General features: G+C 73.2%; 12 protein-coding genes. 8 read left to right on the top strand and 4 right to left on the bottom strand.

The annotated features are described in order from the left end of the window. Positions 1-22 precede the first annotated feature (22 nt). The 6 genes from ribH to IEY91_RS25775 all read left to right on the top strand — a co-directional run bounded on the left by ribH (position 23) and on the right by IEY91_RS25775 (position 5,109). The gene (ribH, locus tag IEY91_RS25800; protein ID WP_164326452.1) at positions 23-529 is read left to right on the top strand and encodes a 6,7-dimethyl-8-ribityllumazine synthase; all 507 of its coding nucleotides are present in this window, start codon (positions 23-25) and stop codon (positions 527-529) included. Positions 530-542: 13 nt separating this feature from the next. Beyond that, the gene (locus IEY91_RS25795) at positions 543-815 is read left to right on the top strand and encodes a phosphoribosyl-ATP diphosphatase (protein ID WP_016641674.1); all 273 of its coding nucleotides are present in this window, start codon (positions 543-545) and stop codon (positions 813-815) included. 52 nt (positions 816-867) lie between these two features. Next, entirely contained in the window at positions 868-1,716 is an 849-nt protein-coding gene (gene hisG / locus IEY91_RS25790; protein WP_189175877.1) for an ATP phosphoribosyltransferase, read from the top strand. A gap of 20 nt (positions 1,717-1,736) precedes the next feature. Continuing rightward, a complete protein-coding gene (locus tag IEY91_RS25785) occupies positions 1,737-2,231 on the top strand; it encodes a PH domain-containing protein (protein ID WP_189175876.1) in 495 nt (164 codons plus the stop codon). A gap of 254 nt (positions 2,232-2,485) precedes the next feature. Beyond that, entirely contained in the window at positions 2,486-4,021 is a 1,536-nt protein-coding gene (locus IEY91_RS25780) for a hemolysin family protein (RefSeq protein ID WP_189175875.1), read from the top strand. Beyond that, entirely contained in the window at positions 4,018-5,109 is a 1,092-nt protein-coding gene (locus tag IEY91_RS25775; RefSeq protein WP_189175874.1) for a hemolysin family protein, read from the top strand. Before IEY91_RS25780 ends, IEY91_RS25775 begins: the two co-directional genes overlap by 4 nt. Positions 5,110-5,283: 174 nt before the next feature. Here IEY91_RS25775 and IEY91_RS25770 read toward each other — a convergent pair whose 3' ends face one another. Further along, positions 5,284-5,964, bottom strand: coding sequence for a response regulator (locus tag IEY91_RS25770; protein ID WP_164326457.1), 681 nt, complete (start codon positions 5,962-5,964; stop codon positions 5,284-5,286). A gap of 499 nt (positions 5,965-6,463) precedes the next feature. Between IEY91_RS25770 and IEY91_RS25765 the strand changes: the two genes are divergently transcribed. Further along, on the top strand, positions 6,464-6,652 hold the full coding sequence (locus tag IEY91_RS25765) for a hypothetical protein (protein ID WP_189175873.1): 189 nt from the start codon (positions 6,464-6,466) through the stop codon (positions 6,650-6,652). Positions 6,653-6,795: 143 nt separating this feature from the next. On the opposite strand, the gene IEY91_RS25760 is transcribed toward IEY91_RS25765, so the two are convergent. The 3 genes from IEY91_RS25760 to IEY91_RS25750 all read right to left on the bottom strand — a co-directional run bounded on the left by IEY91_RS25760 (position 6,796) and on the right by IEY91_RS25750 (position 12,017). Continuing rightward, positions 6,796-8,826, bottom strand: a complete 2,031-nt coding sequence (locus IEY91_RS25760; RefSeq protein WP_189175872.1) for a sensor histidine kinase — start codon at positions 8,824-8,826, stop codon at positions 6,796-6,798. Positions 8,827-9,012: 186 nt separating this feature from the next. Next, positions 9,013-10,884 (bottom strand): AAA family ATPase, encoded by a 1,872-nt coding sequence (locus IEY91_RS25755; RefSeq protein WP_189175871.1) that lies wholly within the window; start codon positions 10,882-10,884, stop codon positions 9,013-9,015. A 464-nt stretch (positions 10,885-11,348) separates the two neighbouring features. Further along, a complete protein-coding gene (locus IEY91_RS25750) occupies positions 11,349-12,017 on the bottom strand; it encodes a uridine kinase family protein (RefSeq protein ID WP_189175870.1) in 669 nt (222 codons plus the stop codon). 231 nt (positions 12,018-12,248) lie between these two features. On the opposite strand from IEY91_RS25750, the gene IEY91_RS25745 reads away from it, so the two are divergent. Further along, positions 12,249-13,664: a C39 family peptidase gene (locus IEY91_RS25745; protein WP_189175869.1), complete on the top strand. Its 1,416-nt coding sequence runs from the start codon at positions 12,249-12,251 to the stop codon at positions 13,662-13,664. Positions 13,665-13,718: the final 54 nt, after the last annotated feature.

Raw genomic sequence — 13,718 nt, 5'->3', positions numbered from 1 at the left:
AGCAGAACTCAAGGAGTAGCGCGTGAGCGGCAAGGGTGCCCCCGAACTGAGCGTGAAGAACTGTGGCGACCTGCGCGTCGCCGTCGTCGCCGCCCTGTGGCACGAGCGGATCATGGACGGCCTCGTCGACGGCGCGCTGCGCGCCCTGCACGAGCTCGGCATCGACGAGCCGACGCTCCTGCGCGTGCCCGGCAGCTTCGAGCTGCCGGTCGTCGCCAAGGTCCTCGCGGGCCGCGGCTACGACGCGATCGTCGCGCTCGGCGTCGTCGTCCGCGGGGGCACCCCGCACTTCGAGTACGTGTGCCAGGGCGTCACCCAGGGGCTCACCCAGGTGACCGTCGACACCGGTGTGCCCATCGGCTTCGGCGTCCTGACCTGTGACACCGAGGAGCAGGCGCTGGACCGCGCGGGCATCGAGGGCTCCACCGAGGACAAGGGCCACGAGGCCGTCACGGCCGCCGTGGCGACCGCCGCGACCCTGCGCACGGTCTCGGAACCCTGGCGCCAGGGGCGCGGGACGGGCGCGTAGAGTAAGCGACATCATGTCCAAGAAGACTTTCGAGGAGCTCTTCACCGAGCTCCAACACAAGGCCGCCCACGGCGACCCCGCCACCTCCCGCACCGCGGAACTGGTGGACAAGGGCGTCCATGCCATCGGCAAGAAGGTCGTCGAGGAGGCCGCCGAGGTCTGGATGGCCGCCGAGTACGAGGGCAAGGAAGCCGCCGCCGAGGAGATCTCGCAGCTCCTCTACCACGTCCAGGTGATGATGGTCGCCCGCGGCATCTCCCTCAACGACGTGTACGCCCACCTCTAGAGCACGCGTCCCGTTCACCGCTCTCACTCTTCACGCAAAGGAATCCGACCTCATGCTGCGCATCGCCGTCCCCAACAAGGGTTCACTGTCCGGACCTGCGTCGGCGATGCTGCATGAGGCCGGATACCAGCAGCGCAAGGAGTCCAAGGAACTCGTCCTCGTCGACCCCGGGAACGAGGTCGAGTTCTTCTACCTGCGCCCGCGCGACATCGCCATCTACGTGTCCTCCGGCAAGCTCGACATCGGCATCACCGGACGCGATCTGCTGATCGACTCCGGCGCCAACGCCGAGGAGATCCTGCCGCTCGGCTTCGCCCGGTCCACCTTCCGCTTCGCCGCCAAGCCCGGCACCGCGCAGGGCATCGACGACCTGGCGGGCCGCACCGTCGCCACCTCCTACGAGGGCATCGTCGGCAAGCACCTCGCCGACAGCGGCGTCGACGCCTCCGTCATCCACCTGGACGGCGCCGTCGAGACCGCCATCGAACTGGGCGTCGCCCAGGTCATCGCGGACGTCGTCGAGACCGGCACCAGCCTGCGCAACGCGGGCCTCGAAGTCTTCGGCGAGCCGATCATGAAGTCCGAGGCCATCGTCATCCGGCGCACCGGAGCCGACGCCGACGAGCCGAAGGTGAAGCAGTTCCTGCGCCGCCTCCAGGGCGTCCTCGTCGCCCGGACGTACGTGATGATGGACTACGACTGCCGCGCCGAGCACCTCGAACAGGCCGTCGCCCTCACCCCCGGCCTGGAGTCGCCGACCATCTCGCCGCTGCACAACGAGGGCTGGGTCGCCGTGCGTTCCATGGTCCCCACCAAGGACGCCCAGCGGGTCATGGACGATCTGTACGCCATCGGGGCGCGGGCCATCCTGACGACGGCCATCCACGCCTGCCGCCTGTGACCGCGCCGGAGAGTGCCGCCATGTCCGACCAGACCGGGCAGCCCGCGCCGGCGGCCCTGCCCGCGCTGCCCGTCACCTTCCGGCCCGCCCGCACCCGGGCGGTGCTGCTCACCGCGGGCGTCGCGGTCTTCGTGGCCCTCGCCGTGATCTCCGTGCTGCTGCCCAACCTCAGCCCGGGGGAGCGGACCAGCTTCGTCTTCACCGGCGCGCTGCTGCTCGGCGCGCTCGTCACGCTGAGCAGGCCCAAGGTCGTCGCCGACGAGACCGGCGTGACCGTCGTGAACATCGCCACGAGCCGCCGCCTGGAGTGGGCCGAGATCGTGCGGGTCAATCTGCGCCCGGGCGACCCCTGGGTGTTCCTCGACCTCACCGACGGCACCAGCCTGCCCGCCCTCGGCATCCAGCCGGGCATCGCCAAGCAGCAGGCCATCACCGACGCCCGCGCGCTGCGTGCGCTGGCCGACGCGCGCTCGGGCAGCGAGACCGCCGGTTCCGGGGACACGGACGCGGACTAGGGGATCACCCCGGGCACGAATCCGGGAGGACTCGGGGATCCCGAACTGCCGCACCGGCGCCCGTCTTGATTAATGTGGTGTGCGGGGCAGGCATGCTGGGCCGGCCCCGCCCCGGAAGGCCGGCGCGGCCCGCACGGGGCTTCTGATCTACCCGAGGAGTGACCCCCTCCGGCGATGGACGGATCGTCCTGTAGTACCTGCGCCGCCCCCTCCCACCATCCGGGCCTTCGCGCACCGGGCGAGGCGGCGGCATCATGACCACCCCCCTGCTGCTCCTCGGAGCGGCCCTCCTGCTGATCCTCGCCAACGGCTTCTTCGTGGCCGCCGAGTTCGGCCTCGTCACCGTCGAACGGCCCGACGCCGAGAAGGCCGCCGCCGACGGCGACCGCCGGGCGCGCACGGTCGTCGGCGCCCTCAAGGAACTCTCCTTCCAACTGTCGGGCACCCAGCTCGGCATCACCCTCACCTCGCTCGTCATCGGCATGCTCGCCGAGCCCGCCCTCGCCCGCCTCCTCGCGGGCCCGGTCACCTCAACGGGCATACCGGAAGGCATAGTTCCAGGGGTGTCGGTGGCCGTCGGCATGCTGCTCGCCTCCGCGGTGCAGATGGTGATCGGCGAGCTGGTGCCCAAGAACTGGGCGGTGTCGCGGCCGCTCCAGGTCGCGCGGTTCGTGGCGGGACCGCAGCACGCCTTCTCGCGCCTGTTCCGGCCGGTGATCGCCGCGCTGAACGCGGTCGCGAACCGGCTGGTGCGGGCCTTCGGCGTCGAGCCCGCCGAGGAGCTCGCCTCCGCCCGTACCCCCGGTGAACTCGTCTCCCTCGCCCGGCACTCGGCCCGCGCGGGCGCCTTGGAGCAGGACACCGCCGACCTGTTCGTGCGTACGCTCATCCTCGGCGAGCTCACCGCGCAGCACGTGATGACGCCCCGCGTGAAGGTCAGCGCCCTGCAGTCCTCCGCGACCGCCGAGGACGTGGTCAACCTGACCCGCGCCACCGGCCTGTCCCGCTTCCCGGTCTACCGGGACCGGATCGACGAGGTCGTCGGCATGGTCCACCTCAAGGACGCCCTCGCGGTCCCCGCCCACGAGCGGCTGCGCACCCCCGTGGGCCGCATCGCCGAATCCCCCCTGCTCGTCCCGGAGACGCTGCCCGTGCAGCGCCTCCTGGAGCGGCTGCGCAGCGAGCAGCCGATCGCCGTCGTCGTCGACGAGTACGGCGGTACGGCCGGGGTGGTCACCCTGGAGGACATCGTCGAGGAACTCGTCGGCGAGGTTCGCGACGAGCACGACCGCCCCGGCGGCCCGCCCGAACTGGCCGCCGCGCCGCCCGAGGACGGCCGCCCCGCCTGGGACGCCGACGGCGGCTGCCGCGTCGACACGCTCCAGCGCATAGGCCTCGACGTCCCGGAAGGCCCGTACGAGACCGTGGCGGGCCTGGTCGCCGACCTCCTCGGCCGCATCCCGGCCCCCGGCGACCACGCCGAACTCCCGGGCTGGCGCCTCTCGGTGCGCCAGGTGGGGCACTACCGGGCGGAGCGGGTGCGGTTGGTGCGGGCCGATGGCTCGGAGCGGGACGGGGCTTGGGGCGGGGCTGGAGCTCCGGGCAAGGCCGGTGCTTTGGCCGGGGCTGGAGCTCTGGGCGAGGCGGGTGCTTTGGGCAAGGCCGGTGCCTTGAACGGGGCCGGTGCCTTGGGCAGGTTCGGTACCGCGGATGGTGCCGGTGCCGGTGCCGGTGTCGCGGACCGGGGCGGTGCCTCGGGCAGGGCGGGTGTCGCGGAGGCTGTGCGATGAGTGCGTTGCAACTTCTCTTCGCTCTTCTGCTCGTGCTCGCCAACGGCTTCTTCGTGGGGGCCGAGTTCGCGCTCGTGTCCGTGCGGCGCAGTCAGATCGAGCCGCTGGCCGGTCAGCGGGCGCGGGCACGCCAGGTGCTGTACGGCCTGGAGCACCTGCCGCAGATGATGGCCGCCGCCCAGTTCGGCATCACCATCTGCTCGTTGACGCTCGGCGCCGTCGCGGAGCCGACCGTGGCGCGGCTGCTCGAACCACTCTTCCACGCGGCGCACCTGCCCGAGAGCATGATCCACCCCCTCGGGTACGTGATCGCGCTGGCCGTCGTCGTCTTCCTCCACCTCGTCATCGGCGAGATGGTCCCGAAGAACCTCGCGATGGCGGCGCCCGAGCGGACCGCGCTGTGGCTCAGCCCGGGCCTGGTCGCGTTCGCCCGCCTGTGCCGCCCGGTCACGGTGGCCCTCGGCGCCTGTGCCCGCCTCATCCTGCGGCTCTTCAAGGTCGAGCCCAAGGACGAGGTGGAGGCGGTCTTCACCAGCGTCCAGCTCGGCCGCCTCGTGGAGGACGCGGGCCAGGCGGGCCTGATCGACCCGCGGGCGCAGGAGCGCCTGGAGGACGCCCTGGAGCTGGGCTCGCGCCCGGTGACGGACGTCCTGCTCGACCGGGCGTCCCTGGTCACCGTCGGCCCGTCGGTCACCCCGGCCCAGGTCGTCGAACTCACCGGCCGCACGGGCTACTCCCGCTTCCCGGTCCGCGCGGAGAACGGCGCCTTCATGGGCTACCTGCACGTGAAGGACGTACTGGACCTGGAGGACACCGACCGCGCGGTGCCGCAGCACATCTGGCACCAGATGACCACGCTGCGCGCCGAACTCCCCCTGGACGACGCCCTGACGGTGATGCGGCACGCCGCGACGCACCTGGCGCAGGTCGCCGACGCCTCCGGCAAGGTGCTCGGCCTCGTCGCCCTGGAGGACGTGCTCGAACTCCTCGTGGGCGAGGTACGGGATCCGGCGCACCGGGTGGCCGTGCCGCGGGCTCCGGGGAGCGGGAGCGCGGGGGACTTGCGGGGGAAGGAGCTGGTGGGCTGAGGCGAGGCGGTGGGTGCGGGGCGGCTGCGGCGCGCCCCCGCCCACCGGTCGCGGGTGCGGAGGCGGCCAGGGCCCGCGCCCGAGCCCCGCGTGCGGAGGCGGCCAGGGCCCGCGCCGGAGCCCCGCGTGCGGGGGCGGCCAGGGCCCGCGCCGGAGCCCCGCGTGCGGAGGTGACTAGGACCTGCGCCCGAGCCCCGCGTCCCGCGCCCGGACGATCGCCGTAGCGCGGTCGGCCACCCGCAGCTTCATGAAGATGGCCGAGACGTGGTTGCTGATCGTCTTGGGCGCGAGCCGGAGTGTGCGGGCGATGGCCGGGTTGGCCATGCCCGCCGCGATCAGGTCGAGCACCTCCAGCTCGCGGACCGTCAGCTCCGGGAACGGCGAGGACGCCGCCGCGTCCGCAGGGCGGGACATCCACTCGGCCACCCGGCGCGCGATCCGCGGCCCGAAGATGGCCTCTCCGGCGGCGACGCACCGTACCGCCCGGACGATCTCGTCCTGTCCCGCGCCCTTCAGGATGAACCCGCGCGCCCCCGCCCGCATCGCCGCGAACACCGACTCGTCGTCCTCGAACATCGTCAGGACCAGGACGGCCGTCTCCGGCGCCGCCGCCACCACCTCGCGGGTCGCCGACACCCCGTCCAGGTCGGGCATCTCCAGGTCGACGACGAGGACCCGCGGCCGGTGAAGGAGCGTCTCGCGCACCGCGTCCCTGCCGCCCGCGGCCTCGCCGACCACCGTGATGCCGTCGATGGAGCCGAGCAGCGCCCGCAGCCCGCCGCGCACCACGGGATGGTCGTCGGCGATGACCACGGTGAGTTCGGCGAGCTCCGGGGACTCGGCGTGCGTCGTCAAGGCGCGGCTCCCCACAGCAGGTCGGCACGAGGTCGTGGGCGGTGTCCGCCCGTATCTACCCATCGTCGGCCGGGCGGACCCTCCTTGTCCCGGGTGCCTGCACCCGCCCGGACCGGGAGGTCTTCCCGCCCCGGTGAGGGCCACGCGCCCTGACCTGCGGGGGTGCGCGAGCGGCACGCTGTGGGTCACGGCAGAGCAGCGGGGCTCTCCCCTCGCTGAGGCCCAGCGGGGCTCCTCCTTGCGGAGGCGCTCCCCGGCCGGGCCCGGTCTCTCCCCGGGCCCGGCCGGTCGGCGGCGACGTCGGCCCAGCCGCGCGCCGCACCCCACCTGGCTGCGCCCTCGCGGGCGCACTCGGCGCCGCACCGGCCGGCGCCGTCCCCACGGCGGTGGCCGGCCCCTCGCCCACCGCCGTGGCGGACGCCCAGCCCTTCATCCGCGGCAGCCATGCCCCTCGCGCCGACCACGACTGCCGACCACGACTGAGGAAGGCCGACTCCCCATGAAGCACTGCAAGACCCAGACCCCGTACGCCACCACCACTCCGGTCACCGGCTCGCCGTCAGCGGCATTCACCGCAGGGACAGCCGGGGCGGGCCACCGGCCGGAGGAGAGACCAGGCGCCCCGGCGCCGCCCGCCAGCACCTCGTACGGCCCGATCGGCGGCGACAAGGGGTGGTACCTGCCATGAGACCGCGCCGCGCCTGCCCGCTTCTCGGGGGAGGCGGCAACGGATGGCGGCGCCAGGGCTGTTGGCGCGGCCGTCCGCGCGGCGACGGGCCCTCGCGCCGGTGCAGCCACTGGCACCGGCGCCGGGGCTGAGGGGGCCGCCGGTCACGGCGGCTGCCGGTCCAGGGGGCCGGCAGCCCGCCCGTCACGGGGACGCACGGGGGCGTCCTCGCGCGGGCCCGGTCTCAGCGGGAGGACGGCGCTGACCACGCCGCCCTCCGGACCGGGCCCGGACCGGCAGCGGCCGGCGAGTTCGGCGGCCCGCTCCGCCATCGTGGAAAGCCCGACACCGGGCTGCCACGGGACGGCGGACGGGCCGCCGTTGTCGGTGACGTCGACGCGCAGCGCGTGGTCGATGCGCAGCCGCACCAGGGCGTGGTCGGCCCGCGAGTGCCGGGCGGCGTTCGTCAGCGCCTCCGTCGCGATGCGGTACGCGGCCACCTCGACGGCGGCGGGAAGCGGGGGGAGCCTGCCGGGTGCGTCGATGGTGATGGCGAGCGGCGCCCCGCCGACGCGGTGGCTCAGGCGCTCCGCCTGCCGGGTGAGCGCGGCGACGAGGCCCAACTCGTCGAGCGCGGGCGGGCGCAGGCCCTCGACGAGGCGGCGGATCTCGTCGATCGCGCCGGTCGCGTGCCCGCGCAGTTGGTCCAGGAGCCGCTCGGCGGTGTCGGGATCGGAGCGGACCAGGTTGCGGGCGGCGTCGGTGGTGAAGGCGAGGCCGGTGAGGGTGGGGCCGAGCCCGTCGTGCAGATCGCGGCGCAGCCGTCGGCGCTCCTCCTCGCGGGCCGACACCAGGCGCTCCCGCGACGACTGGAGTTCCGCGGAGAGCACGGTCGCCCGCACGGCGACCCCGAGCGGCACCACGAGGGCCCTGAGGGTCCGCAGGTCCTCCGCGTCGAGGCGGGCCTGCCCGCGGCGGGTGCCCACGACGAGTTCGGCCTCCTTCGTGCCGGGGGCGGGCAGCGCGATCACCAGGCTGCCGGGCCGCTCCGTGCCGGACGCGGCCACCGCCCGGCCCTCAAGGCGGAACGCGGCGTACGGCAGCCGCAGCGCGTCGCGGACCGCGAGCAGCAGCCCGTCCAGGCCGGACTCGGTGGAGAGCCGCGCCCCCAGCCGGTCGAGCGCGCGCACGGGGTCACCGCGATCGCCGTACAACAGCCGGTCGATGAGCCGCTGCAGCCGGGCCCGCACCGGATGGAAGGCGATCGCGACGCCCACCGCGACAAGGGCGGCGCCGCCGAGGTGGAAGGTGTCCCGCAGCACGCGGTCGAGGAACAGCACCACGCCCGCGTACACGCCGAGGACCGACAGCGAGAGCACCAGATAGAGCAGGGCACGCGAGACCACCCACTGGATGTCCAGGAGTTGGGGCCGCAGTATCGCCACGGCCATCGCCACCGGCTGGGCGATGATCAGCACCTGCAGCGCCTCCGCCCGCATGCCGAGCGGCCACCACGGCACGGCGCACAGCCCGGCGAGCATCAGCCACAGCAACTGGCGGCGCAGCAGGTCGTCGCCCCACCGGTAGCGGACCATCAGCGCGGTGAGGTCGACGAGCATCGGTACGAAGATGCCCGCGAGGACGATCTGATAGCGGTGCGGTTCGAGCGCGGGCACCGACAGGACGTGCAGGTGTCCGACGGGACCGCCGACCGCGTACGGAAGAGGCGTGGTCGCGCACCACAGCCAGAACAGCGCGCCGACCGCGCCGGTGGCCCAGGCGACGCGGCGCCAGGCGGGACCCGGAAGACGGCCCGTCGGGAAGAGCAGCAGCGCGAGCGGCACGAACAGACGCAGGCCCAGCGGCCAGGCGGCAAGGGCCGTGGTGACCAGGGCGCGCAGCGTCGACTCGCTCCAGCCGTCCCGCAGCCCAAGCGCGAGCAGGCCGACCGCCATGACGGTCACGGCGTGCGCCGCGCCGCCGCAGAGCAGCAGCCAGCCCACCGGGTTGTGCGGCCTGCGCCAGGCGATGGGGACGCCGCAGGCGGCGAAGACGGCGGCCAGCGCGACGTCGGTCACCAGGAAGCTGTCGACCGCGAGCCGGAAAGTGAGCCCGCACTCCATCCACAGGCCCACGCCCGTGCCCGCCGCGGCCGCCACGGCGGCGAAGAAACCCCATGCCAGCCAGGTGGTCACCGTCCGCACCCCCACCGCGTCCTTCCCTCACGGCAAGATTCCCGGACCCGGCGCCGGATCCGAACGCGGTTGCGCCCAAACGCCTCGAACGGATGACAAATCGGCCCGGCGGCTCCGGCTGCGCTCGGGTGGTGCGGCTCAGATCCCCGGAGAGGGCGTGGCTCAGATCCCCGGAGAGGGCGTGGCTCAGATCCCCGAAGGGTCGGTCGGTCCCCTCCCCGAGAGGACCTCCCCGTACGCCTGCATCAGATCCGGCAGCCGCAGCGTCGACAGGTCGGCCCTGGTCGGCGCCCCGGGATACCCGGAGAGCCGCAGGTCCCGGTAGGCGCAGCTCTTCTCGTACAGCGTGCGCAGGAACCTTCCGTTGCCCAGCTCGTCGATCCACGACTGGTCGACCACGTGCCCGCTGATGGAGCGCAGTTCGTCGAGCGCCTCCTCGTCCCACACGTCGCCGTTCTCGGCGGCGAGGACCTCGCCGATGGCGGTGAGTTCGAGGGGTCGGTACGAGGGGAAGTCGACGCGGGTCGTGAAGCGGGAGGAGAGTCCGGGGTTGGCGGCGAGCAGCCGGTCCATGCCCTCGGGGTACCCGGCGAGGATCACCACGAGGTGGTCGCGGTTGTCCTCGGCGCGCTTGAGGAGCACCTGGAGGGCCTCGTCGCCGTACGCGTCGCCCTTGCCGTAGCCGGAGTTGGAGAGGGAGTACGCCTCGTCGACGAAGAGGACGCCGCCGATCGCCGAGTCGATGAGTTCGTTGGCCTTCACGGCGGTCTGGCCCAGGTACTCGCCGACGAGATCGGCCCGCTGGGCCTCGACGAGGTGGTCGCCGCCGAGCAGTCCGAGGGCGTAGAAGACCCGGCCGAGGATCCGGGCCACGGTGGTCTTGCCGGTGCCGGAGGGTCCTGAGAAGACGAAGTGTCGTTTCGGCGGTTGCACCGGAAGGCCCTGCGCGGCCCGCAGGCGCGCCATGTTGAGCTGCGCGGACAACGCCTTGACCTGGCGTTTGACGGGTTCGAGGCCGACCATGCGCTCCAGTTCGGCGAGCGCCTGCTCCAGGAGGGCGGGGTCGGTGGGTCCCGGCGGGAGCTGCGGGGGAGCGGGCTTGATCGGGATGACGGCCTTCTCGCGCACCGTGTCGGCCTCGGACGGGCCGCCGCCGGGCGGCAGTTCGGGCTCGGTGACCTTCAGGTCGCGGCCCTCGGCGCCGAACAGGGCGTCCACGCCGTCGGGTCCGTCGAGTGCGTCCTGACCGATGCCGGTGAGGGAGATCGCGGCCAGGTCGGTGCCTTCGTCGTAGCCGTCGCCCTCGGCGATCGCGTCGAGGCGCGCGGAGGTGTCCATGAAGGCGGGGTCGACGCGGTGCACCGCGCGGTACAGGGGCAGGGCGGCGGCCGAGCGGCCGGTGCCCTCGTGCGCGCGGGCGAGCCAGTAGCGCAGTTCCTTGCGCTGCGGCTGTTCGCTGCGGCAGCGCATCAGGGCGGCGGAGAGCAGCGGTTCGGCCTGTCCGTACATCTCCAGGCGCACCCGTGCCATGCCGCCGAAGAGGCCCGCCTCGATGCCGAGCATCGCGTCGTCGATGAGCGGGTCGGTGTGCCGCACCAACTGCTCCCAGTCCTTGACCAGATAGGCGCGGCAGGCGTGCAGGAAGCGCACCTGCACGTCGGCGTCGACGGGCGGCAGTCCGGCGAGTGCCCGGTCCAGCTCGGGCACATGGCGGCCGTCCAGCCAGTGCGAGGCGTGCGCGAGCAGCAGGTCGCGGGTGGACTCCAGGACGGGCTGCACCCACCAGCCGAGCCAGTACCAGGAGTTGAGGGTGCGCACGTGCCGGGCGCGCTGTTCGCCGAAGCGGTCGCGGTGCTGGAACATCCGCAGGAGCGCCGTCGTCGTGTCGATGCGCAGTGCGTGCAGCCCGAGCCAGCCGTCGGCCATCCCCGGGTCCATGCGCACCGCGGCCCGGAACTCCTCCTCGGCCTGCGGATAGGCGCCCATCGTGTAGGCGTCGACCCCCCGCAGCCAGGCGAGGTCGGCCGGGGCGGTGGCGCCCTGCGTGCCGAAGTCCATCACGTCCCCCACAAACCGTGCCCCCGTTTGTGTACCACCGGGCCGGTGCCCGCCGGCAACTGAGCTGAACCGCCGTGCTGCGGACGGGAGTTGACTCGGTGCGCCGTAGCAGTCGTCCGAATTCGCACCGAGATGCATCGTACCTGCGTGGGAGCGTCCGGCCGTAGGGTGCGGCGGCGTTTGGATCGCCGATGTGGGCGCGCGCGGGCCCGGAGGAGCCGAGGGCAGGGAGGGGCCCGATGGTGACCCAGGGTGAGCGATCGGCGGCTCGTGGCGTCCGAAGCGGAGGGGTGAAGGGCAGAACGAAGCCCCCGATCACGGGGGAACAACCGGGGGCTTCGCGTCTGTGGGCGACCCGAAAGGCCGCACATTGAGAACGTAAGTCCTGTAAGGCCCCTCGGTCAAGCAGAGTTGGGGCACTCGCGGAAACTGGCCACGCGGTCCGGAAGGAGGGCTGTGAGGGTTCAGCGCACTGCCGACGGACCTTCACCCTGAGTGACGATTTGGGTCAGTGCTGCCGTCCCGTCGGGCCCCTCCAGCACCTCGTATCCCTCCCGCAACTCTCGTACGAGCACCTGGGCGAAGGGGCGGGACGGGTCTTCGGCGAAATGGCGCCGCTCGGCGGCCTCCCAGCCGTCCCAGAAGCCGCTCAGTGCCTCTCCGTCGCGTCGGCGCCCGCGGGCCCAGGACGCCTCGCGGGGCAGGTCCATCCACAGCAGCCCCGCCAGGAACGGCCGTAGCATCCGGCGGCCCGCGCCGACACCCTCCAACAGGACCACGGGGTCGGCCGGCAGGGGGCGGTCGGCAGGACCGAAGCGGCGTGCGTGCCAGTCGTACGCCGCGTAGTGCGCCGTTTCGCCGCGGGTCAGGGGCTCGACGACCTGCCGCCGCAGCCGCTCCGTCCAGTCGAACAGCTCGGCGTGGCTGGCGATGTCGTCGAGCCGCAGCACCGGTGCTCCGCCGAGCGCTTCGGCCAGTCGCGTGGTGAAGGTCGACTTGCCGGAGCCCGCGTGTCCGTCGACGGCGACGAGCCGGACGGGTCCGCAGGACGGTGACAGGCGGCTCAGGGCGCGGGCGAGGCGGGGGAGGGGGGTGGGGTCCGGGAGGGGCGCGGGGCGGTGCGTATCGGTCATCGCCGGTCAGCCTACGGGCCGGGGGCGCGCAGGGGCCGTTCGCGCCCCTTGTGCGCGGTTCAGCGCGCCGTCCCAGGTCATACCAGTGGTGAAGGCCAATATTGGTGGGCGCCGTCAGGGTCGGAGCGCTGGCAGAACCCGTCGGCGACCGGCCATAGTTGGCGCACTGTCGTGTACCTGACCATCACCGTCCGGCTGCGGCCGGAAACCATCGACCGGGGGTTCCCGTCCATGGACCGAGCTGAAGACATGTCCCGCAGAAGACTCCTCGCCACGGCGGCGGGCGCCGCGGCGGTGGCCGCCGTCGCGGCCACAACAGCCACAGTGGCCACGGCAGCCACTACGTCCCCCACGGGGGCCACTCCCGCGGCCCGCCGCCGCACGCGCCGCGCCGACCGCCTCGTGGACAACCGCTTCTGGACCTCCCGCAAGGACTGGAGCGCCGGAACGGCGAGCGGCACCCGCACCGTCCCCAAGGGCCGCCCCGGCGTGGAGATCGCCACCCCGGCCGGCACCCTCGACTACACCGACCCGCACACCGGCAAGGCCACCACCTGGGAGTACGCCCGGTGGACCGGCCCCGCGCACCGCGGCGCCGTGCCCGCCACGGAGGTCATCGCCTCCTGGAACGCCCGCACCCCCACCGGGACCTGGATCCAGGTCGACCTGGAGGCCACGTACTCCGACGGCGCCACCTCCCCCTGGTACGTCCTCGGCCGCTGGAACTCGGGCGACGACCGGCAGGAGGCGCAGGCCGCCGTCATAAGGCGGACGTCGGTGGACGACCAGAGCGACGGCAAGACGAGCGTCTGGACGGACACCCTGTCCGTCGACGACACCGCGAGCGGCCTGCGCGTGGTCTCGTACCGGCTGCGTCTGACGCTGTACCGCAAGCCGGGCAGCGCGGTCACGCCCACGGTGTGGCGGCTCGGCGCGATGGCCTCCGCGGTTCCCGACCGCTTCACGGTGCCGGCCTCCGAGCCGGGGCTCGCCAAGGAGCTGAAGGTGCCGCGCTACTCGCAGGAGATCCACAAGGGGCAGTACCCGGAGTACGACAACGGCGGCGAGGCCTGGTGCAGCCCCACGTCGTCGCAGATGATCCTCGAGTACTGGGGGCGCAGGCCCACGGCGGACGACCTGGCCTGGGTCGACCCGGCCTTCGCCGACCCGCAGGTGTGCCACGCGGCCCGCTTCACCTACGACTACCAGTACGGCGGCTGCGGCAACTGGCCGTTCAACGCCGCGTACGCGGCCACGTACAAGGACATGCAGGCCGTCGTCACCCGGCTCGGCTCGCTCACCGAGCTCGAGACGCTGATCCGCGCGGGCATCCCGGCCATCACGTCGCAGTCCTTCCTCAAGGAGGAGCTGACCGGCGCCGGTTACGGCACCGCGGGCCATCTGATGACCGTCGTCGGCTTCACCGAGAGCGGCGACGTGATCGCCAACGACCCGGCGTCGCCCAGCAATCCGGCGGTGCGCCGCGTCTACAAGCGGCGCGAGTGGGAGAACATCTGGCTGCGCACCAAGCGCAAGAACTCCCAGGGCACGGTGGTGTCCGGGACGGGCGGGGTCTGTTATCTGTACTTCCCCGTGACACCGACGAAGGAGCAGGCCCGCGCGCTGGCCGCTGTCGGCGTGCGCTGAGGGGAGGGCCCCGTCCCGTTCTCGATGAGACGGGGCCCCTTGCCCAGGTCGCTC

Source organism: Streptomyces lasiicapitis (assembly GCF_014646335.1).
Classification (GTDB): Bacteria; Actinomycetota; Actinomycetes; order Streptomycetales; family Streptomycetaceae; genus Streptomyces; species Streptomyces lasiicapitis.
This window is presented reverse-complemented; position numbering and strand designations above follow the sequence as displayed.

Excerpts from the sequence above, each read along its gene's own strand:
- IEY91_RS25795 (WP_016641674.1), top strand. The coding sequence starts at position 543 with ATGTCCAAGAAGACTTTCGAGGAGCTCTTCACCGAGCTCCAACACAAG.
- hisG (WP_189175877.1), top strand. The coding sequence starts at position 868 with ATGCTGCGCATCGCCGTCCCCAACAAGGGTTCACTGTCCGGACCTGCG.
- IEY91_RS25785 (WP_189175876.1), top strand. The coding sequence starts at position 1,737 with ATGTCCGACCAGACCGGGCAGCCCGCGCCGGCGGCCCTGCCCGCGCTG.
- IEY91_RS25780 (WP_189175875.1), top strand. The coding sequence starts at position 2,486 with ATGACCACCCCCCTGCTGCTCCTCGGAGCGGCCCTCCTGCTGATCCTC.
- IEY91_RS25775 (WP_189175874.1), top strand. The coding sequence starts at position 4,018 with ATGAGTGCGTTGCAACTTCTCTTCGCTCTTCTGCTCGTGCTCGCCAAC.
- IEY91_RS25765 (WP_189175873.1), top strand. The coding sequence starts at position 6,464 with ATGAAGCACTGCAAGACCCAGACCCCGTACGCCACCACCACTCCGGTC.
- IEY91_RS25755 (WP_189175871.1), bottom strand. The coding sequence starts at position 10,884 with ATGGACTTCGGCACGCAGGGCGCCACCGCCCCGGCCGACCTCGCCTGG.
- IEY91_RS25750 (WP_189175870.1), bottom strand. The coding sequence starts at position 12,017 with ATGACCGATACGCACCGCCCCGCGCCCCTCCCGGACCCCACCCCCCTC.
- IEY91_RS25745 (WP_189175869.1), top strand. The coding sequence starts at position 12,249 with ATGGACCGAGCTGAAGACATGTCCCGCAGAAGACTCCTCGCCACGGCG.